16 protein-coding genes, 1 other RNA gene and 1 pseudogene are annotated in these 19,086 nt (G+C 59.0%); 3 read left to right on the forward strand and 15 right to left on the reverse strand.

Annotated elements, in window-relative coordinates; translation table 11 throughout:
- Nucleotides 1–14 precede the first annotated feature (14 nt).
- From V6093_RS21250 to V6093_RS21275, 6 genes and pseudogenes are all read right to left on the reverse strand, one after another.
- Entirely contained in the window at nucleotides 15–2,570 is a 2,556-nt protein-coding gene (locus V6093_RS21250; RefSeq protein ID WP_406669607.1) for a hypothetical protein, read from the reverse strand.
- Nucleotides 2,567–3,772 carry a DNA cytosine methyltransferase gene (locus V6093_RS21255; RefSeq protein WP_406669608.1) on the reverse strand — a complete coding sequence of 402 codons (1,206 nt, stop codon included), beginning with the start codon at nucleotides 3,770–3,772 and terminating at the stop codon, nucleotides 2,567–2,569. The genes V6093_RS21250 and V6093_RS21255 overlap by 4 nt, the downstream gene beginning before the upstream one ends.
- A gap of 361 nt (nucleotides 3,773–4,133) precedes the next feature.
- Nucleotides 4,134–4,442 (reverse strand): hypothetical protein, encoded by a 309-nt coding sequence (locus V6093_RS21260; protein WP_232888552.1) that lies wholly within the window; start codon nucleotides 4,440–4,442, stop codon nucleotides 4,134–4,136.
- Complete coding sequence (locus tag V6093_RS21265; RefSeq protein WP_406669609.1) at nucleotides 4,439–5,419, reverse strand: integrase domain-containing protein; 981 nt, start codon at nucleotides 5,417–5,419, stop codon at nucleotides 4,439–4,441. Before V6093_RS21265 ends, V6093_RS21260 begins: the two co-directional genes overlap by 4 nt.
- Nucleotides 5,397–5,756, reverse strand: coding sequence for a hypothetical protein (locus V6093_RS21270; RefSeq protein ID WP_406669610.1), 360 nt, complete (start codon nucleotides 5,754–5,756; stop codon nucleotides 5,397–5,399). The genes V6093_RS21265 and V6093_RS21270 overlap by 23 nt, the downstream gene beginning before the upstream one ends.
- Nucleotides 5,740–7,137 (reverse strand): annotated as a pseudogene (locus V6093_RS21275) (YfjI family protein). Before V6093_RS21275 ends, V6093_RS21270 begins: the two are co-directional and overlap by 17 nt.
- A gap of 678 nt (nucleotides 7,138–7,815) precedes the next feature.
- Between V6093_RS21275 and V6093_RS21280 the strand changes: the two are divergent.
- Nucleotides 7,816–8,136: a DUF6998 domain-containing protein gene (locus V6093_RS21280; protein ID WP_406669611.1), complete on the forward strand. Its 321-nt coding sequence runs from the start codon at nucleotides 7,816–7,818 to the stop codon at nucleotides 8,134–8,136.
- A 63-nt stretch (nucleotides 8,137–8,199) separates the two neighbouring features.
- Here the strand turns inward: V6093_RS21280 and V6093_RS21285 are convergent, their stop codons facing one another.
- The 7 genes from V6093_RS21285 to V6093_RS21315 all read right to left on the reverse strand — a co-directional run bounded on the left by V6093_RS21285 (nucleotide 8,200) and on the right by V6093_RS21315 (nucleotide 16,165).
- Nucleotides 8,200–8,463 (reverse strand): DUF3077 domain-containing protein, encoded by a 264-nt coding sequence (locus tag V6093_RS21285; protein WP_003249898.1) that lies wholly within the window; start codon nucleotides 8,461–8,463, stop codon nucleotides 8,200–8,202.
- A gap of 72 nt (nucleotides 8,464–8,535) precedes the next feature.
- A complete protein-coding gene (locus V6093_RS21290) occupies nucleotides 8,536–8,778 on the reverse strand; it encodes a hypothetical protein (RefSeq protein ID WP_003249899.1) in 243 nt (80 codons plus the stop codon).
- 360 nt (nucleotides 8,779–9,138) lie between these two features.
- Nucleotides 9,139–9,537: a transfer-messenger RNA gene (gene ssrA / locus V6093_RS21295) on the reverse strand.
- A 99-nt stretch (nucleotides 9,538–9,636) separates the two neighbouring features.
- Nucleotides 9,637–9,927, reverse strand: coding sequence for a hypothetical protein (locus V6093_RS21300; protein WP_004576166.1), 291 nt, complete (start codon nucleotides 9,925–9,927; stop codon nucleotides 9,637–9,639).
- A 473-nt stretch (nucleotides 9,928–10,400) separates the two neighbouring features.
- Nucleotides 10,401–13,211 carry an FAD-binding and (Fe-S)-binding domain-containing protein gene (locus tag V6093_RS21305; RefSeq protein ID WP_003249904.1) on the reverse strand — a complete coding sequence of 937 codons (2,811 nt, stop codon included), beginning with the start codon at nucleotides 13,209–13,211 and terminating at the stop codon, nucleotides 10,401–10,403.
- 75 nt (nucleotides 13,212–13,286) lie between these two features.
- Nucleotides 13,287–14,432, reverse strand: coding sequence for an FMN-dependent L-lactate dehydrogenase LldD (gene lldD, locus V6093_RS21310; RefSeq protein WP_014754483.1), 1,146 nt, complete (start codon nucleotides 14,430–14,432; stop codon nucleotides 13,287–13,289).
- A gap of 62 nt (nucleotides 14,433–14,494) precedes the next feature.
- Nucleotides 14,495–16,165 carry a lactate permease LctP family transporter gene (locus tag V6093_RS21315; RefSeq protein WP_003249910.1) on the reverse strand — a complete coding sequence of 557 codons (1,671 nt, stop codon included), beginning with the start codon at nucleotides 16,163–16,165 and terminating at the stop codon, nucleotides 14,495–14,497.
- A 256-nt stretch (nucleotides 16,166–16,421) separates the two neighbouring features.
- Between V6093_RS21315 and V6093_RS21320 the strand changes: the two genes are divergently transcribed.
- Nucleotides 16,422–17,189 carry an FCD domain-containing protein gene (locus tag V6093_RS21320; RefSeq protein ID WP_003249911.1) on the forward strand — a complete coding sequence of 256 codons (768 nt, stop codon included), beginning with the start codon at nucleotides 16,422–16,424 and terminating at the stop codon, nucleotides 17,187–17,189.
- Nucleotides 17,190–17,352: 163 nt separating this feature from the next.
- Here V6093_RS21320 and smpB read toward each other — a convergent pair whose 3' ends face one another.
- Nucleotides 17,353–17,835 carry an SsrA-binding protein SmpB gene (smpB, locus tag V6093_RS21325; RefSeq protein WP_003249914.1) on the reverse strand — a complete coding sequence of 161 codons (483 nt, stop codon included), beginning with the start codon at nucleotides 17,833–17,835 and terminating at the stop codon, nucleotides 17,353–17,355.
- A 163-nt stretch (nucleotides 17,836–17,998) separates the two neighbouring features.
- Between smpB and V6093_RS21330 the strand changes: the two genes are divergently transcribed.
- The gene (locus V6093_RS21330; protein WP_003249916.1) at nucleotides 17,999–18,433 is read left to right on the forward strand and encodes a type II toxin-antitoxin system RatA family toxin; all 435 of its coding nucleotides are present in this window, start codon (nucleotides 17,999–18,001) and stop codon (nucleotides 18,431–18,433) included.
- A gap of 63 nt (nucleotides 18,434–18,496) precedes the next feature.
- On the opposite strand, the gene V6093_RS21335 is transcribed toward V6093_RS21330, so the two are convergent.
- Nucleotides 18,497–19,033, reverse strand: coding sequence for an outer membrane protein assembly factor BamE (locus V6093_RS21335; protein WP_003249918.1), 537 nt, complete (start codon nucleotides 19,031–19,033; stop codon nucleotides 18,497–18,499).
- Nucleotides 19,034–19,086 lie beyond the last annotated feature (53 nt).

Raw genomic sequence — 19,086 nt, forward strand, 5'->3', positions numbered from 1 at the left:
AACACAATTGTTCCTTAGTCATGACGCATCAGCGTCAATTGTCCATTTCGCCACTGCAATCGTTGTTGACCTCCGGAGCGGCGCGCCTCAGAAATAATCCCGTTAAGAGAGAGATTGTTGGCTCGCACCGGTCCGAATAGATATTTAGGTAGCAGCGATTTAAGCCATTTTAGGGATAGTGTATCTACCGGATAAACGTACTCGGTTCCTACAGGGCCCCCATTTCGCAGCATTCTGCGTTTCAGTCCGATGGCTAACGCATCAGGGAGCCCCCCGTCACGAGTAAGACACATTAGCTGTCCGCTTTCGCGTTGCTCAAACAGCGGAGTGCGATTTTGAGCATGTGCAGCGACAATGGCCGCAGTGCGTGAATGCCAGTTAGTCGTGCTGTGGCGGGTGGTGAGGCAGTACAGATCATGATCCCGTCCTCCTGGATGAACACGACGGGTTAGTGTAATGGCATTATGCCTCGCTGGGCTATCCCTGAACCCGCCACAGCTCCAGTCCCAAGTTGAAACAATTTCATGCAGAGTTTCCATCCTCTCGGTTCTGGCAAGTGCCATAGGTAATTCGTCTGGCATGAGTGGTTCTGTAATGAGCGGCCAGCCTAGTATTTTGGCCAGTGCATCGACTGCTACGAGTTTTGCGCCAATCAATGGGGGAGACCAAGGGCTTACTCCCAGGCGCCTGAAACATTGGCCGCCTAGCCCTTCAACAGCTTTACGAAAGTCCTTCACTAGCTGATTACATAGTGCGCCTTCGAGCACTACGAGATCCCGTCCGGAATGTGCGATGCGAATCAATCTTGGTTCGACCAGTGTCCATGAGCGTCCTTTCCAGCCGCTCCGCAGGCGGGGCTCAACGATGCCAGCGTCTCGAAGACATCGGAGCAAGGTCCACGGGCTAGCATTCGTGCGCCGCAAAATCGTTACGAGCTCGGCTTCCTCCCACCCGTAAGCTCCGCTCGCGTACAGCGCTTCAAGTAGGTGCTCGCAATCGACTGAGTCCGTCTCCCAGGTCAGAGTGTCGTGCCCTTCGAAGGTCACGCGGGTGGGCGACAAGTGATACCAGTCACTAAGTGGTTCCAACCGGTATCGTGCGCTCCCACCGAGCTCGTGGTGGGGCAAAGCATTTTGGAAAAACTGAACATGGAGCCTCCAGGGCGATTTTTTTTCGCCGATTTCTCGCGCTGGTTCTACCAGAAAGGAACCTTCAAATTGGTCCGGTGCAGTCAGCTGTCCGTACTCAATTGCAAAAGGTACATTGCTAGGATTCGCGGCAACTGGATGGATCACATAGTCCGTTGTATCAGACTCGATATGGGGCAAGAAACTAGGCCGTGCCAGCCACCCGTGAGGCATGCGTATCCCACCGGACAGCCGTGGGCGCACAATCTGTTCGCTGAATAAGGGAGGTAGCAGCTTCGTAGGGAGAAGGGCATCGCAGACTGCCTGATAACTAAGTGGATTACTCGTTAGAAGCCATTCACCGTCATCTATAAGCTTACCCAATCGATTGCTAACGTATCGCTCATTTCGTCTGGCGAGAGCAACATGAAGGCCTTGTGGTGCACTGGTCGGGCTTGTTTCTGCACGCCAACTGCCTATTCCGATCTGGCGAAAGAATAAAAGGCCTGAGGATATTCCCACACTCAAATTCAGACTCGTATGTGCTGATACGCAGGCTAATGCCATAAACAAACTAGAATGAAATTCTGCTTCCAGAACCTGCTCAAAATGAGACTGATAGCCGCGACTTCCATCGGCGTCGAATATCATTTCAACTGTCACACTGCTTCGCATGGATTGGCTAGTGCGAGTAAGAGCACGATGGAGTAAACGCCAGAAGCGCAGATCTGCTAGAGCGCGTCGTCCTAGCAAGTAGGCTTCGCGGAACTCTGTAAAGGCTAACTTAAGTGAGTCGGAGGCTCTTTCATCGAGCAGGATGATTGGGAATTTTTTTATTAACAATCTCGGATCTGTGTGAGCCTGCGGATGCTTAGTGAGAAAGTCCTCCATGAGGCGTAGGTCAGTTTTGTTCGGGAAAGTTAGTCGAAGTGTATAGCCTATATGTCGCCAGCTTTTGGGTATCGCTGGAAGAATAAGGCGCCTGAAGGGTTGGCCGTTTCTAATACGCAGATCAAGCCACTGCGCCAACGTTTCCCACATTTGGTTGACGCCGGGGAGCTGTTGGAATCCATTGGTTACGCCAAGCCATTTACGTAATTTGCTGCGAAACTCATTGCTTTCGTCATGCGTATCTAGTTGACTGTCTATGAGCAGTGTCATGGCCAAGTATACGAAAAAGTTAGGCCACTCTTGCGTTGACGCTGCCTGCATGCCTCCACTCAGCCGTTGCGATAGATCAGGTATCTGAGACATGAAGCTTCTAAAAGCTTCTTCTACGGTCGCTTCCTGGTTACTTTCTGCTCCGCATGCTAAGGCAAGGGTGGTTGGCGTGACTTCAAATGATTGAATGTCACTGGCATCTCCGTCCGGGCCGATGCAGATAAAATATCGTACTAAAAGTTTCTCCCAAGCGTTAATTGTTTTTGGTGGTTCCCAAGTCATCTCATGCATACCCTCTGGATTTTGAAGGCTAACTTTTCCCTAGCCGCTATGGCTAGCGGCTCAAGTAAGCGATCGGCGAGGAAACGTACGGGCGGAACTGCAACTCCATCTCCTATCACTTTGAATGCGTGATGGTAAATCTCAGGAAGTTTGTAAGTTTCCTCCAAACCCATCAGAGCCGCCGCCTCTCGAATGGATAGAAATCGAGTTCTGACATTACCGTCTTTTACAACAATAATTCTTGAGCGAGACGCACCTCCTTTTGGTGTTCTCAGGCACCCTAATATAGGGGAAAAAGTAATCTCCGCACGTTGTCTGTTGATTCCTTTCTCTCGACGCATACGCAAATACAGGCTGCCAACGGCTATATTTTTTTCAGATTTCGCTTGTTCTAGACGAGCAAGGTGCGCGGGTGCCATCATGTTGATGAGGCGAGCGGTCTCCTCGGGAGAGTGCCAATCGCCACCCTCGGGATCAATGAAGCTTTCTAGGGCATGCTCCCTTAAGATAGGGGCAGAGCCCAGGTTCCACCATAACCAGTCATCATGCGCTAGATTTGGTATCGACTTATATGCGCGAAGTAGCGTTGGCGTGTGCCAAGACGCTGTTGCCATGCCGTGCAATAGTTCGCTTGGAATTTCAACTTCGCGTTGAATGGCTATAATGAATACACGTGGTCTAGATTGGGGTAGGAAATGCTTGGTGTCAATAATAACCGCGCCGTAGCGATAGCCTAATTCTCCAAGCTTGAGACAAATTGCAGAAAAGTCACGCCCTTGTTCAAGCGTTAGCAGTCCAATTACGTTTTCTAATACTATAATGGGCGGTTGACGTGAATCTTGACGCAGGTCCTCGATTAAATCTAAAAATGGCCAGAGCGCGCCAGATCTCGTAAACTCTTCGGTGCTAGAGCTTCCAATTCCCAAGCCATTACCAGCAACAGATAGGTCTTGGCATGGGAATGATGCCCAAGCCAAATCACCATTTCCATTTAAGTCTGTTATCCTTACCTCTCGTATGTCACGACTGTCAAAGTGATCGCCTCCCCAGTTGTTGACATAGGTTGAGGCCTTCACTTTGTCCATGTCGTTGGCGAAAAGGCATTGCCACTGAGTACCGAGGCCAGCTCTCGCCATGCCGCCGCCAGCGAAAAACTCATAAAAACTAAATGTATTGCTGGTTTTGGCTTTGTTGTCAAGCATCGCAGTGGATCTCAGCTTCTTTGTGTCTGCCGCTGTTTGGTATTGGCTCTAAATACCAATATTTTTGGCGTGAAGAATTATCATATAAATAATCAATGGTTTTGAATGAAAAGCATTGTGCAGTGAGCTATAGAGAAAAGCTCTTTCCTTGTCTACTGTTTTAGCCTGCATAGGCGAGACCTTCCTGGTAAGCCTGATTTACTTCTCATGAATTGTGGCTGTGCCAAGCGAGGGACCGGATCTCCGCACTGAACACGTAAACCGATATAGGATACTGGCATTTCGAGATCGCCCGCAACCGGCAGAGTGCCGGATTTCACGTTCCTGGTCAGGAAGGCGTCAGGATGGAGATGAATCTGTTCTACCTATTCGTACTCATGCTTATCAGTCTTGGAGCTTGCTTACAGACACCGTTGGGTCTCACTCGCTTCCAGATCAATGAGGCCGTTAGGTGATAGTAATATCTGCTTGCATCAGAGTGGCCTTTCAAGTGTTGTGTGAGAAACCAGCGGACATGTTTAATCTGCCATGTCCAGGGATTAGCACGATGCCAGCGCTGTTGAATAGCCGCTTGCATGATTCGAGCTTGTCGTAAGTGCCGTTGGCGCGTGGCTTGTGACCCAGTCAGTACGCCACTCAGCAACAGCGCGATGTCGTATGGATTGGTCATGTCCAACCTCCGATATAAGATGAAACTACATCGATTCGGTTATGACCCAGCTCATAGCTGATCTGTCTGCGCGCCAGTTGATCGAGGCTGCAGTCAGCGCGATAGCATTGGCCACCGTTGACTGGTGCTTTATGGTGTGTGAGATGCTCATAACGTTCGCAGGCGAAAGCTGCTCGTAGCTCATGGAATCCCTTCAGTCCGTATTCATGTAGCATTTCGCGGGCGGGAAGTACGGTCTGTTGCAGGAATTCACCATAGCTTTCGTCGCGGGCCAGCAGGTTTCTGCTATGGGAGGGCGACGCATCACGCGCCAGCTGGAGCGCAGCGTTAACCTGTTTAGTGGCGATGATCCAACGCGATGCTGATGCCCCTGATCGGCCGCCCTTGGTGCCATCCTGGATGTTGATACGGCCCAGCTTTTTGGCCTCACGGTGCAAGCGTGACAGGTCCGCCAGGATCGCTTCGCGCAGGCGCATACCGGTTGCTCGGCTCAAACTGACAATCGCGGCCACTCGCTCGTACTGTTGTTCGAGCAATATCTGCACTACTCGCTGCACCTGTTCATGCTCTTGGCCATCTGGAGCTCGGAAGCGTACGTTGGAGCGCTGCAGCCCCAACGCCAGGCTCGGGCTGATAACTCTCACGTCCTGATCACCGCGCAACGCGGCGAGGGTGCGGTTAACGCTGCTCAGGCGGTTTTGCGCGGTGGCGATGCACAGTTCGCCTTGCTGGATCTGCTGGCGCAGGTATGCGACGTAATCCTCCAGCGTCTGTCGATCAATCTGACGTGCATCGTTGTAACCGGGGCCGTCCTCCGATCGGCACCAGCGCACGAAGGCTTGCCAGCGATCGCTGTGTGCTTTGACGGTGGCGAAGTGGCCGCCGGCAAACAGATCTTCCAGGGCCTGCCGACCGGCGTAGCTCAGTTGGCGACCGTAGCCAAAATTGCGACCATCACGCCGGCCGACCAGCGCCATTGTCTTCACCTTGATCGTTGGTCTGTAGGAGCAGCAACAGGGCTTTCCAGTGCGGGCCGATGGTGTCCAACTGTCCCCAGTGCGCTGGGCGGATGAGGAGGGCATTTTCGCTGCGTTGCAGCAAAGCCCCTTCTTCTTGCAACTGCTCGATAAGCCGAGCGGGGTCGGTTGACTCAGAGGTTGGAGCGGCGACAGCGGCGACACTGGCGACAACCCCCGCTGCATCTGGATTGGTACGTGGCGACAAAGTGGTGGCAGTGGCGGCGACACACTGTAACTCGGTCGGCGAGCGATGTTGCGCTCGATAGCGGCGCACGGCGTCATTGAGTCGGAACATGGCGCGCCTCGAATGTGTCCCCGTCATTGTCCAGCCAGTTATGGGCAACCAGTTGCAGCAATAACTCGAAGGTGTGCCGCGTGCTTTTACGGGCAAAGCGAGGGCCGTTCCGCGTTAGATCGCGGAGGCGAAACGGTGGCCAGTTCTTCTTTATCAACCAGCGCAGCAGGCAATCAGCCTCTGCGCGGAGCTTATTCAGTGGTTCCTGTTCAGTCAGTCGTTGGTTCTCGGCCAGGTAGTAATCCATCAGCGTGGAGGCGCGCTGAATTTGCATGTCTTCCAATACAGTCGATTCCTCAACCACCGCCATCACACCAGCCATGCGTAGTACGTTCGCGGCGGCTTTGCTCGCTGCAGCTTGGACGTTGACCAGCTCGCCGAACTCCCCTGACTCGCATTCAATGGTGTCGTGAATGGCAATCCATGCTTCACGGGCGTGGGGGCTCAACTCTATGACCGCAGGTGTGAGGCCACCATCAGTATGCCGTGACCAAGGCTTCTGCATCAGCGCGGCAATGCGCTGTTGGTACCGGTGCACCGTTGGATCTCGGGTCAGATCGATGGCTTTGTACAGCCGTTGTCCAACCAGACGCTCCGGCCAACTGATCAGGCAGCGCCCCAGGATGCGTTGGTCTTTGATATCCGCGTCCTGAAGTAAGCGGTCGGCCAGGCGGGGTTGAAGCATCAAATGCATGCTGAGACGGCGGTCATAGGCACGCAGACTTTCCCCTGCCATCGCGCGGGACCGATCAATCGGGCTGCCGTCCCACAGCGTCGACAAGTGAGTGATCGCCTTGATCATGTTGTCCTTGCTCATGGTGCTGCCGCCCAAGAACTGGCCGCCTTCATCGCTGAGCAGACCCATGCTGGGCAAGCCGTGGCACAGGCTTTTGACCAGGCCCTCAATGGTCGGCTCAGCACTGAGGAGTCTCGGTTGGACGGGTTCAGGTTGGGCGTCCAGGGCTAGCTGTGCTGACTTTTTCGAGGTCGGTGACTTCGCGGTGAGGCTCATTGCAGCTCGGTGCGCCTTGAGCTGTTCGCCATAGGCGATTCACTGCTGTCTTTCCCAGTCGCGTACGGCCTGCAGCGCAATATGGTCCACCGCGCTTTTGCGATCACCCGAGCAAGCCACTGTCAGCAAGTACAGCGACAATGGATAAATTCGGCCGTCGAGGTGAACATTGGCGTGCGCCTGGCTCGCCAAAGCTGCCGTGGCCAGAACGGATTGCGCGGCCATGGCGCGGGGCACGCCGATCACATCGGCCATGCGTTCCACGGCAGGCGCCAATAGATCGCCCAGCGCCGCGACCGGGTAGGGTAGGGGCGTAACCTGCTGTTCCAACAAGGGGCGTGGTGGCCCTTGTACTTCGCGCAGTTGCATAGCCTTCCTCCATAAATTACCGATCTCTCCCTCACGTCATCCCGCCAAGAATGCTGAGTGTTATCAGGGATCAAGGCCCCTGCGACCTGTGAGGGTGTCCACTGACGCGGGACTGGCGGCTCCTTACGACCAGGAGCAAGGGCATCTCATGAACTGGCCTCCTGAACACCGTTACCGGTGGGCGGGTGGAGGCTGCACTGGCTGACGAGACCAGCGCCGCGAGATCCTGAGCCACAAGCAAGCAGCAATGCTATGACCGGGGCATGCCTGACTGTCAGTCAGGTGCAGTCCATTCCCTGGTCTGCGGCACCATCATCTACAGCGCTGTTGCTGGTCACATCGACGCTTGCCATGAGAGGAATATCCGCAAACCTATCCGCGACTATCTCTTCAGAAGTATTAGTGGCATCGGCTTCGTAAATAGGCCTCTGGACATCAATTTGTTATCGTTTGAGTAGCTGGAATTTCAAACCGAGAGCCTGCGCCGATCTGTTCGGCATGGAGCAAAGGTTCGGTAAGCATCAAGGGATTACATGGACCCAAAGATTGAGTCGAAAATCCAGAGCGCTTGGGATGGGCTGTTCGCAGCCGTCTCCCAGCTACAGTCTGCCTACTCTGGCAAACCATTCACCTTGGACGGCCGTTTAGTCGGTGAATATCGGGGAAGTGTTTGCAAGCTTGGCTTACAAGCTGACGCTGAACGACGGGCTGACGAAGCACCACGATGCGGTCTGCAACGAGGGGCGTAATGTCCAGATCAAGACCACGTTTGGCACGAGCCTGACTTTCCCGGTACACCATGTGCCTGACTATTACCTGGGCATTCGCATGAACCGTGACGGTACATTCGAAGAGATCTACAACGGACCGGGAGCGCTCATCGAGCAGCAACTGGCGGGACGTAAGCCGATGCGCACCGGGTTGCATAGTGGGTTGATGGCAATGTTGCGGCGCATCAATGCGACGGTTGCGGAGGAAGACCGCATCCCTCGGCGTTGATCGATTGGAGTAACAGGGGTCAAGCGGCTGACGCTGACCCCTTGAAGCCTCGAGGTACGTGATTCAACGCATCATGCCGAGTTCGGCATCATCCAGTAGCGCTTTGCCCAAAGCACAGAGGTAGTGCGCCGCCCAGATCAGCTTGGGCTTGTCTTCCATCAGCCCGTCGATGGTCAGGTCCCGTGCGTAGCCCATCAGTTCCGAGGCCTGTTCGCGGGCGTTCTGGCAAGGAATGCCGGCTTCGATGCGGAACAGTGGGTGGGTCTGGTTTTCACCTTGAAAGAAGATGGTTTTACCGACTGTGCATTGGGTGTCTTCGGTTGTCATTGTTCAGTTTCCCTGGTTGTGCTAATGCACCGGTAAGCCGGGCTTCCACAGTTTTTCCGCTCGGTATGCGAATCAATGCATCGGTTGAGGATTGGCTGTTTGCTGTATTTGCGTCAGCGCGGATTCGAGTAATCGCCGCAGGGTTTCAAGCTCGTGCATCGAGGCCATGATCAAAACCGATGCGGGTGACTTGGGCTGCATCAGTATTGCCTGCTGGGCTACGGCTTCTGCACAGAGCGCGTAGTCCGAGGCCATCATGATCGTGTCTTCCAGGGAGTGGAGGTGGTGAGGCGGGTCAGGAACGATCTTTAGCATTTTACTGTGTTCTCGATAGGGGCCACCGCCAACCCGCTGTCAAACGGAATGGTGGCAGCTGTGCATGGGTTGACAGACCGGCGAACACAGAAACCGGCGCACGCAAGCGTGCCCCATGCACAACCGCCATGAACGGTTATGCGCGCTGTGTATCGTTGCGGCCTGTCAAAGCCGGTCGTTGATGAGCAACGACCCACCGAGACTAAAACCCTGAAAAAATGACCGCAACGGAAAACAGGCACAGGCAGTATCTTTGGGAAACGCCCTACAAGAAAGGGATTAAATCCGATTTTTTCGACCCGCAGCGCCCGAATGCCAGGCACAAAAAAAGACGCCCGAGGGCGCCTTCTTCTTTGGATTTGGTGGAGCCGGGGGGATTTGAACCCCCGTCCGCCAGTACTCCGCTGTCGGTACTACATGCTTAGCCGTGTCTACTGATTTAATCCGCAGCCGCCCGACGGGCAGGGTGCTTTGGATGAGTTGTGTAAGTTTTAGTCACTTCGCCCACAACGTGCTACGCGACGATCCTGTTCTGTATGACAATCAGTTCGGGTTTACAGGCATCCCCTAGTGATTGCTGGAGCCGAAGCTACCAGAAGCAACGGGTCAAGAGGACTGCTTACGCAGCCAGCTTGTACTCCGCGCCGTAGTTTTCGTCATTGGCAACTATAAAAGTTGCAACAGTGGATTTACGAGTTCTGTTACCAACTCGGCATGCACCTAGAGTTTCGCTACCGGCGTCGAATCCTAATCGGCCCCACGCTAGCGTTACGCTACCGCACCTTACGGTACGTGGGACGGAGTATACGCCATTGCGCGGGCGACGTCGACAGCCGGTCCAGTCGCCCGCTTTTGGGCTCACGCGCCGCCGCTGCTACTGCCGCTGCCTTTCTCGGTTTTTTCCAGGCGCTCCAGCACTTTGCTGGTAATGGCAATGCATTCCTTGGTGTCGCCCGAGGCCTGGGCGGCCTTGGCTTTGTCGACGTGTTCGGTGATGGCTTTGTCCAGGCCTTCGGAAGTGGCGCCGGCGGTGGCCATGCTGTCGTCGATCTTTTGCAGGTTGGCGGCGCAGAGGTCATCGGCGGCGAACACCGGCGAAGCCAGCAGGGTGGCGGCCGCGAACAGGGCCGAAAGTGCGGTACCTTTCATGGGTGTCTCCTCTGGGGCCTCTGGAAGGTGGGCCTGTAAGGTGGACTGCGGGGGATTGGCGGGGGTTCAATCGGGATGGTGGCGGGGCGATATTGAGGTGGGGATGGCACCGGCGTTGCCGGTGTTCGCGGGTTTACCCGCGGATACGGCGGGCTGTGTATAACCACCGATGTGTGGGCACCACCAATCGGTGTAGGGGCGGGTTTACCCGCGAATGCGGTGGTGGCTGCGACGGTGGACGACGGGTAGGGATTGGCCAGCAGGGGCGGCCTCTTCGCGGGTAAACCCGCTCCTACGGGGGGGCTGTGGACAACCACCGATGTGTGTCCACCTCCAATCTGCGTAGGAGCGGGTTTACCCGCGAATACGGTGGTGGCTGCGACGGTGGACAGCGGGTGGAGATTGGCCAGCAGGGCCGGCCCTTTCGCGGGTAAACCCGCTCCTACACAGCGCTCCCCACCTATATCAACGCGTTAGAGGCTGCGTGGCCGGGTGACGCGGTCCACCAGGTAGACCAGGCCGTGGTAGTCGATGCCGCTGTGGCTCGACAGGCCTATCTCGCAGGTGCGGCTGGTGGAAATACCTTCGCTGCAATACTGCACGGCGTCCTTCAGGCTGCGCAGCGAGTGGGCGTTCAACTCGGGGGTGGTAAAGCCTTTGTCACCGGCAAACCCGCAGCAGTGAATGCCTTCCGGTATCACCACCTGTTTGCTGCAACGCCGCGCCAGGTCGATCAAGGCCTGGCTTTCGCCCAGGTGCTGGGTGCTGCAGGTTACGTGCACGGCTACCGGTTCGTCCTGGGGGGTGAACTCCAGTCGGTCAAGCAGGTGGGTGCGGATGAAGCGCACCGGGTCGTAAAGGTCCAGCCGGGTGTCGCTCAGGTCCTGTACCAGGCGCAGGGTGCAGGGGCTGGTGTCGCAATAGATCGGGTCGAGGCCGCCGCGGCTGGCGTGCAGCAGGGCGGTGATCAGTTCCTGGCGTTTGTGTTCGGCCTGCTCGGGGTAGCCCTTGGAGGCGAACGGTTGGCCGCAGCACAGGCTGTCGGCGTTGTCGGGGAACACCACCTGGTAACCGGCCTTTTCCAGCAGGGCGCGGGTTTTGTCCAGCAGCGAGCTTTGCTCGCGGTCGGCATAGGCCGGGCCCATGACCCGGGAGACGCAGGCGGCCAGGTACACCACGCGGGGGCGTGCGTCGTTGCTGGTGGCGCCGAAGGCCAAGGGGCGCAACGGTTGCGGCATGGCCGGGGTCCATTGGGGCAGGCGGCCTTTGCTGGCTTTGCTCAGCGAGGCGCTCAGGCGGCCCAGGCGCGGGGCGCCTAGCAGCTTGCGTGCGGTGTTGGCGGCGGTCAGGGTCAGGCGCGCACCGCTTAGGGCAGTGTGGAAATGCTCGGCCAGCCAGTCGGCGGTTTTAGCGTGGTCGGCGGCCTGGCTGCGCAGTTTCTTCACCAGCTCGCCGGTGTTGATGCCGACCGGGCAGCGCTGGGCGCACAGGCCGGTAGCGGCGCAGGTGTCGATGCCCTGGTACTGGTAGCTTTGCATCAGTTCACGGGTATCGATGCCGGCGCGCTGCTTGGCCTGGATGTCACGCCACATGACGATGCGCTGGCGCGGGCTGAGGGTCAGGCCCTTGGACGGGCACACCGGTTCGCAGAAGCCGCACTCGATGCACTTGTCGACGATTTCGTCGGCGGCAGGCAGCGGCTTGAGATTTTTCAGGTGGATATCCGGGTCGTCGCTCAATACCACGTCGGGGTTGAGGATGCCGTTGGGGTCGAGCAGGCGCTTGAGCTTCCACATCAGCTGGTAGGCATCGTGGCCCCACTCCAGCTCCACGAAGGGCGCCATGTTGCGCCCGGTGCCGTGCTCGGCCTTGAGCGAGCCGCCAAACTCCACCGCCACCAGTTGCGCCACGTCGTCCATGAACGCCTGGTAACGGGCGACTTCTTCGGCGCTGTTGAACCCCTGGGTAAAGACGAAGTGCAGGTTGCCTTCCAGCGCGTGGCCGAAAATGATCGCTTCGTCATAGTGATGCTTGTCGAACAGCTGGATCAGGCGGTTGACGCCTTCGGCCAGTTGCTCGACGGGGAAGGTCACGTCTTCGATGATGACCGTGGTGCCGGTCTGGCGCACGGCGCCGACGGCGGGGAAGGTGTCCTTGCGGATTTTCCACAGCTGGTTGTACACGGCCGGGTCTTCGCTGAAGTCCACTTGCTGTTCCAGCGGGAAGTCGGCGATCGAGGCCATGATCTGCTGCAGTTGCTCGTGCAGCAGGCTCTGGCTGGCGGCGCGGGATTCGATCAGCAGGGCGCAGGCATTGTCCGACAGGCCTTTTACCCACAGCGGCATGCCGGGCATGTTCTGCACCGAGCGCAGGCTGCGGCGGTCGAGCAGTTCCACAGCCGAAACCGGCTGCTGCTTGAGCACGGGTACCGCGCGGCAGCAGCTTTCGACGCTGGGAAACACCAGCAGGGCGCTGGCCTTGTGCGGGTGGTCGGGCACGGTGTCGTACGTGACGGCGCTGATGAAGCCCAGGGTGCCTTCCGAGCCGACCAGCAGGTGCTGCAGAATGTCCAGCGGCTGGTCGTAGTCCACCAGTGCGTTCAGTGACAGGCCTGTGGTGTTCTTCAGCCGGTATTTGTGCCGGATGCGTTCGGCTAGCGCGGTGTTGGCGCGGGTTTCGCGGCCCAGGCGGGCCAATGCTTCCAGCAGCTCGGCGTGGCTGCTTTCGAAGGCGGCGACGCTGGCCGGGTCTTCGCTGTCCAGGCGGGTGCCGTCGGCCAGCACCAGGCGCAGGCCCGCCAGGGTGTGGTAGGTGTTCTGCGCGGTGCCGCAGCACATGCCGCTGGCGTTGTTGGCGACGATGCCGCCGATCTTGCAGGCGTTGATCGAGGCCGGGTCGGGGCCGATCTTGCGCCCGAAGGGGGCCAGCCAGGCGTTGGCCTGGGCGCCGATCACGCCGGGTTGCAGGCGAATCTGCTCGCCCTGGCGACGGATTTCGCGGCCGTTCCAGTTATCGCCGAGCACGATCAGCACCGAGTCGCTGATGGCCTGGCCAGACAGGCTGGTGCCGGCAGCGCGGAAGGTGACCGGCACCCGCTCGCGCTGGGCCAGTTTGATCAGGCCGACCACTTCGTCCTCGGACTCGACGCGCACCACCAGCTTGGGGATCAAGCGGTAGAAGCTGGCGTCGGTGCCGAAGGCCAGGGTGGAGGTGGGGTCGTCGAAGCGGCGTTCGGCGGGGATCAGGCGCTCGGCATCACGCAGGAACGCGGCGGGCAGGCTCATGCAGTCTCCTCGCGGGGCTGTGGCGTCTGTGCGCTACATGCCCCGGGTCATTCAGGCGGTGGTTCTTGCAGGCGTTCAGGCGCCCAGTTCGCGTACCAGCGAGTCGCGGGTGATCTCGCTGATCGACTTGGCACCGGTCAGCACCATGGCCACGCGCATTTCCTTTTCGAACAGCTCAAGCAGGTTTTTCACGCCGGCCTGGCCATGCACGGCAAGGGCGTAGAGGAAGGCTCGGCCGATCAGAACGGTGTCGGCACCCAGAGCGATCATGCGCACTACGTCCAGGCCACTGCGAATGCCCGAGTCGGCCAGAATCTTCAGGTCGCCTTTGACTGCGTCGGCAATTGCCGGCAGGGCACGGGCACTGGACAGCACGCCGTCGAGCTGGCGGCCGCCGTGGTTGGACACCACGATACCGTCGGCACCGAACTTGACCGCATCGCGGGCGTCATCGGCATCGAGAATGCCCTTGATGATCATCGGGCCGTCCCAGAACTCGCGGATCCACTCCAGGTCTTTCCAGGAAATGGACGGGTCGAAGTTGTTGCCCAGCCAGCCAATGTAGTCGGCAAGGCCGGTGGGGTTGCCACGGTATTTGGAGATGTTTCCCAAGTCATGCGGGCGGCCCATCACACCCACGTCCCATGCCCACTCGGGGTGGGTCATGGCTTGCAGCACGCGGCGCAGCGGGCCGTTCTTGCCGCTCATGCCAGAGTGGGCGTCGCGGTAGCGGGCACCGGGTACGGGCATGTCCACGGTGAACACCAGGGTCTTGACGCCGGCGGCCTTGGCCCGCTCCAGGGCATTACGCATGAAGCCGCGGTCCTTGAGCACATACAGCTGGAACCACATTGGCCGGTTGATGGCGGGCGCCACTTCTTCGATCGGGCACACCGACACAGTCGACATGGTGAACGGGATGCCATGGGCGGCGGCCGCGCGTGCGGCCTGCACTTCGCCACGGCGGGCGTACATGCCGGTGAGGCCGACCGGGGCCAGGGCCACCGGCATGCTCAGGGTTTCGTCGAACAGCTTGGTTTCCAGGCTGAGCTCGGACATGTTGTTCAGCACGCGCTGGCGCAGGGCGATACTGGCCAGGTCCGAGACGTTGTGGCGCAGGGTGTGCTCGGCGTAGGCGCCGCCGTCAGCGTAGTGGAACAGGAAGGGGGGCAGCTTGCGTTGGGCCGCGGCGCGATAGTCGGTAGAGGCAGAAATGATCATGGATTCTCGCAGCGTTGCTTGTGGGAGTGCCGGGCGCGCGACGGCGCCCGGCCCCTTTCACTTTAGTGATGAACCAGCATGCCGGTCAGCCAGTAAGCCTGGATCAGGGTGATCAGGCCGACGATGGTGGCGAAGAACAGGCTGTGCTTGACGGTGAAGCGGAACAGGTCGGATTCCTTGCCGACCAGGCCGGTAGCGGCGCAGGCCACGGCGATCGATTGCGGCGAGATCATCTTGCCGGTTACGCCGCCGCTGGTGTTGGCTGCCACCAGCAGGGTGTCGTTGACCCCGATCTGGTGCGCGGTGGTGGCCTGCAGCGAGCTGAACAGGGCGTTGGACGAGGTGTCCGAGCCGGTCAGGAACACGCCCAGCCAGCCGAGGAACGGCGAGAAGAACGGGAACGCGGCGCCGGTACCGGCCAGCACCAGGGCCATGGTCGAGGACATGCCCGAGTAGTTGGTGACGAAGGCAAAAGCCAACACCATGCCGATCGACAGAATTGGCCAGCGCAGTTCCCAGAAGGTTTCTTTGAAAGTGGTAAGACCAGTTTTGAAGTTGATCTTCAGCACCGCCATCGAGATCAGCGCCGAGAGGAAGATCGCGGTGCCGGTGGCGGAGATCGGGTCGAGCTTGAACACCGCCGGCATGGCGGTCGGCGCGGCAACGATCGGTGCGGTCTTGATCACCAGCTGGTCGAGGTGCGGGATGGCGAAGTTGAACACGAAGTTGTACATAGCGCCGCCCGGAGCGAAAGCCGCCTTGAACGGCTTCAGGGTCCAGATGGTGACCAGCACGGTGAGGATCAGGAACGGCGACCAGGCCTTGAAGATCTCGCCAAAGCTGTACGGGCTAGGCTGGCTGCCGCTTGGCTGCACAACGGCTGCGCCGACACTGCCTTTGGCCTCGCTGAACGCACGCTTGGGCTGCCAGACTTTCAGGAACAGGGTGAGGCAGATCAGGCTGGCCAGTGCCGAGGTGATGTCTGGCAGTTCCGGGCCGATGAAGTTCGAGGTGAAGTACTGGGTGACGGCAAAGCTCAGGCCGGCGACCAGGGCGGCAGGCCAGGTTTCCTTCACGCCACGCAGGCCGTCCATCATGAACACCAGCCAGAACGGCACGAACAGCGACAGCAGCGGCAGCTGGCGGCCGGTCATGGCGCCGATGTGGAAGGCGTCGATACCGGTGACCTGGCCGGCCACGATGATCGGGATGCCCAGGGCGCCGAAGGCCACTGGCGCGGTGTTGGCGATCAGGCACAGGCCGGCAGCGTACAGCGGGTTGAAGCCCAGGCCCACCAGCAGGGCGGCCGTGATGGCCACCGGTGCGCCAAAGCCTGCCGCACCTTCGAGGAAGGCGCCGAAGCAGAAGCCGATCAACAGCACTTGCAGGCGCTGGTCGTCGGTAATCGACAGCACCGAGCTGCGGATCACTTCGAACTGGCCGCTCTTGACCGTGAGTTTGTACAGGAACACCGCGGCAACGATGATCCAGGCAATTGGCCAGAGGCCATAGAGGAAGCCGTAACCTGCGGCGGCGAGGGCCATGTCGACAGGCATCTGGAAGGCGAAGATCGCCACCAGGATCGACAGCGCGAGGGTGATGCTGCCCGCTACGTGGCCCTTGAGGCGGAACACGGCGAGGGCCAGGAAGAAGAACACGATAGGGATGACCGCCGCCAGTGCGGACAGGCCAAGACTACCAAGCGGGCTATAGAGTTGTTGCCAGGTTTGCATATGGGGTGGCCCCTAATTGTTGTTGGTCAGGCACTGGCATTGGATAATTGGTAAGACCAATTTACAATGGCTGGACGCTAGGTTAAAAGCGCTGCCGTGGGTGTGTCAATTTGTCCCGTGCAAAACTTTGGTCGCGTGCCGATGAGCGGGCGTCTGATGTGCTCGGAAAATCGCGGCTTGATGGGTGTTTGCGTGGCCTGGATCGGCGAGAATAGGCACCCCCTGAAATTTGCCGGGGGTTTGTGGAGAGCATGTGATGGTTTTTGATCAGGTACGCCAACGGCGCCTGTCCGACGACATTGTCGATCGGCTGGAAGGGATGATTCTGGAAGGCACGCTGACCTCGGGGCAGCGGCTGCCGGCCGAGCGCGTCCTGGCCGAGCAGTTTGGTGTGTCCCGCCCGTCACTGCGTGAGGCGATCCAGAAGCTGGTGGCCAAGGGGCTGCTGGTTAGCCGTCAGGGCGGGGGCAATTTTGTGGCGGAGTCGTTGGGGTCCACCTTCAGCGACCCGTTGCTGCAGTTGCTCGAGCACAGTGCTGAAGCGCAGCGTGACCTGCTCGAGTTCCGCCATACCCTGGAGGCGTCCTGCGCCTATTACGCTGCCCAGCGTGCCACCGAGCCGGACCGGGCGCGGTTGAAGGCGGCCTTCGATACGCTGCAGGACTGCTATGCCAGGGTCGATGAGGTGACCCGTGCGGAGGAGGGCGCGGCTGATGCGCGCTTCCACCTGGCGATCGCCGAGGCCAGCCATAACGCGGTGTTGCTGCACACCATCCGGGGTTTGTTCGATCTGCTCAAGCGTAACGTGGTGACCAACATCGGCGGCATGTACCAGCAGCGCACCGAAACCCGGGACATGCTGATCAGCCAGCACCGGGAACTGTACCTGGCGATTGTCGAGGGCAGGGCGGAGGATGCGCGAGAGGTGTCCAGCCGGCACATTTTGTATGTGCAGGAGGTGCTGCATGAGGCGCACGAAGAAGCGCAGCGGGTGGCACGGGCGGAGCGGCGCAGCGGGCGCTGAGGGCACGCTCTTTGAGCTGTAACGCGGGCCCTGTGGGAGCGGCCTTGCGTCGCGAAAGGGTCGCAGAGCGGCCCCAGGATCGGCGTCGATGCGCAGATTGCTGGGGCTGCTTCGCAGCCCTTTCGCGACACAAGGCCGCTCCCACAGCGGCCAGGCAGGCTGGTTACTCTTCCTTGCCCTTGTTCCGCACAGCCCGCTGCAGCTCGCGGTTGGAATCGCGTTCGCGCATGGTGTCGCGCTTGTCGAATTCCTTCTTGCCCTTGCCCAGTGCGATTTCGCACTTGATCAGGTGCTTGCTCCAGTACAGCGCCAAAGCCACACAGGTGTAGCCTTTTTGCGCCACAGCCGCTTCCACGCGCTCGAGCTCGCGCTTGTTCAGCAGCAGCTTGCGGGTGCGTGTAGGGTCGGCGATGACGTGGGTGCTGGCCGTGGTCAGCGGGGTGATGTGGCTGCCGAACAGCCAGGCCTCACCGTCCTTGAGCAGCACGTAGCTGTCAGTCAGGTGCGCCTTGCCGGCTCGCAGGCTTTTTACTTCCCAGCCGGACAGGACCAGCCCGGCCTCGAACTTGTGTTCGATGAAGTAATCGTGTCGCGCTTTCTTGTTTTGCGCGATGGTCCCGGTCGGATGTTTTTTTTGCTTAGCCATAGGGGCGGCATTATAGGCAAGTCCGCGCGTCGTCCGCTATGGGATTTCGGTGTGCTTGAGCCACTGGAATGAATACCGGACAATACAAACCCTGTCATACGCACAGAACCTGTTTTCGGCACGCTGCGAAGCGCCGCCACCCAGCCTTGGAAGTGACGCCTGGATGACTACCCATATTCAACGCTCCGCCCTGCTGCCATACCCCGCCCAGGCGCTTTACGATCTGGTCAACGATGTGGCCAGCTACCCTGAGTTTTTGCCGTGGTGCTCGGCCTCGACGGTGATTGAAACCAGCGATACACACATGCGTGCCAAGCTCGAAGTGGCCAAGGGGGGCATGAGCCAGCACTTCGTGACGCGTAACGTGCTGGTGCCGGGGCAGTCCATCGAGATGAACCTCGAAGAAGGGCCATTCACCCAGCTGCATGGTGTTTGGGTGTTCAAGCCGCTGGGTGAAAAAGCCTGCAAGATCAGCCTGGACCTGTCCTTCGATTACGCCGGGCCGATTGTGCGCGCCACGTTGGGCCCGCTATTCAATCAGGCGGCGAATACGCTGGTCGATGCGTTCTGCCAGCGTGCCAAGCAATTGAATGCCTGACGTATAAGGCGCAAACAAAAAGCCCGGACCAAGTCCGGGCTTTTTTGCATCTGCTGTTCCCGCTTAGCGGGTTTCCAGCGGTGCCGGGGTCGGGACCGGGGTGGTCTCGATGGTGTCGATCTCGCGCTGGATGGACTCTTCGGTCGAACCAGGCTTGGCCGGTTTTTCTACAGGTTGCGCTGCCGGCTGTTCGGCCTGGCCTGGCTCGGTGGCCGGGCTGACGGTGGTGTCGCTGCTGCCACCGAGGATTTCCTGATCGCGGCTGACGCCTGGCATGAAGTCGCCAGACAGGCTGACCAGTTGATCGCTTTCGTTGAAAAATACACTCATGCGTTCTTGCTGGCGCTTACCGCCACCAGGCTGCAGGCTGTACAGGTAATCCCAACGATTGGTGTTGAAGGTGTCCTGAATCAGCGGGTTGCCCATGATAAACCTTACTTGCCGGCGGGTCATTCCCGGGCGTAATTGGTCTATCATGTCTTGCGTGACGACATTGCCCTGCTGGATGTCGATTTTGTAAACCCCGGGAAACGAGCAACCGGCGAGTGCGAGCAGTCCCACTAGGGTGAGGCTGGTTAGCAAGAGCTTGGTGTTTTGCATCGGTGGGCGACTTCCACTATCTTGGCTGGACAACGTAAACCCCGATCATACCC

It is taken from the genome of Pseudomonas putida group bacterium ESBL64, assembly GCF_045277175.1.
Lineage (GTDB): Bacteria > Pseudomonadota > Gammaproteobacteria > Pseudomonadales > Pseudomonadaceae > Aquipseudomonas > Aquipseudomonas alloputida.

What these genes read in the sequence shown, in the direction of transcription:
- V6093_RS21335 (WP_003249918.1), bottom strand. Translation starts at nt 19,033, where the DNA reads ATGCAAAACACCAAGCTCTTGCTAACCAGCCTCACCCTAGTGGGACTG.
- V6093_RS21285 (WP_003249898.1), bottom strand. Translation starts at nt 8,463, where the DNA reads ATGACAACCGAAGACACCCAATGCACAGTCGGTAAAACCATCTTCTTT.
- V6093_RS21265 (WP_406669609.1), bottom strand. Translation starts at nt 5,419, where the DNA reads ATGGCGCTGGTCGGCCGGCGTGATGGTCGCAATTTTGGCTACGGTCGC.
- V6093_RS21255 (WP_406669608.1), bottom strand. Translation starts at nt 3,772, where the DNA reads ATGCTTGACAACAAAGCCAAAACCAGCAATACATTTAGTTTTTATGAG.
- smpB (WP_003249914.1), bottom strand. Translation starts at nt 17,835, where the DNA reads ATGGCTAAGCAAAAAAAACATCCGACCGGGACCATCGCGCAAAACAAG.
- V6093_RS21250 (WP_406669607.1), bottom strand. Translation starts at nt 2,570, where the DNA reads ATGACTTGGGAACCACCAAAAACAATTAACGCTTGGGAGAAACTTTTA.
- V6093_RS21300 (WP_004576166.1), bottom strand. Translation starts at nt 9,927, where the DNA reads ATGAAAGGTACCGCACTTTCGGCCCTGTTCGCGGCCGCCACCCTGCTG.
- V6093_RS21290 (WP_003249899.1), bottom strand. Translation starts at nt 8,778, where the DNA reads ATGCTAAAGATCGTTCCTGACCCGCCTCACCACCTCCACTCCCTGGAA.
- lldD (WP_014754483.1), bottom strand. Translation starts at nt 14,432, where the DNA reads ATGATCATTTCTGCCTCTACCGACTATCGCGCCGCGGCCCAACGCAAG.
- V6093_RS21305 (WP_003249904.1), bottom strand. Translation starts at nt 13,211, where the DNA reads ATGAGCCTGCCCGCCGCGTTCCTGCGTGATGCCGAGCGCCTGATCCCC.
- V6093_RS21260 (WP_232888552.1), bottom strand. Translation starts at nt 4,442, where the DNA reads ATGACCAATCCATACGACATCGCGCTGTTGCTGAGTGGCGTACTGACT.
- V6093_RS21315 (WP_003249910.1), bottom strand. Translation starts at nt 16,165, where the DNA reads ATGCAAACCTGGCAACAACTCTATAGCCCGCTTGGTAGTCTTGGCCTG.
- V6093_RS21320 (WP_003249911.1), top strand. Translation starts at nt 16,422, where the DNA reads ATGGTTTTTGATCAGGTACGCCAACGGCGCCTGTCCGACGACATTGTC.
- V6093_RS21330 (WP_003249916.1), top strand. Translation starts at nt 17,999, where the DNA reads ATGACTACCCATATTCAACGCTCCGCCCTGCTGCCATACCCCGCCCAG.
- V6093_RS21270 (WP_406669610.1), bottom strand. Translation starts at nt 5,756, where the DNA reads ATGTTCCGACTCAATGACGCCGTGCGCCGCTATCGAGCGCAACATCGC.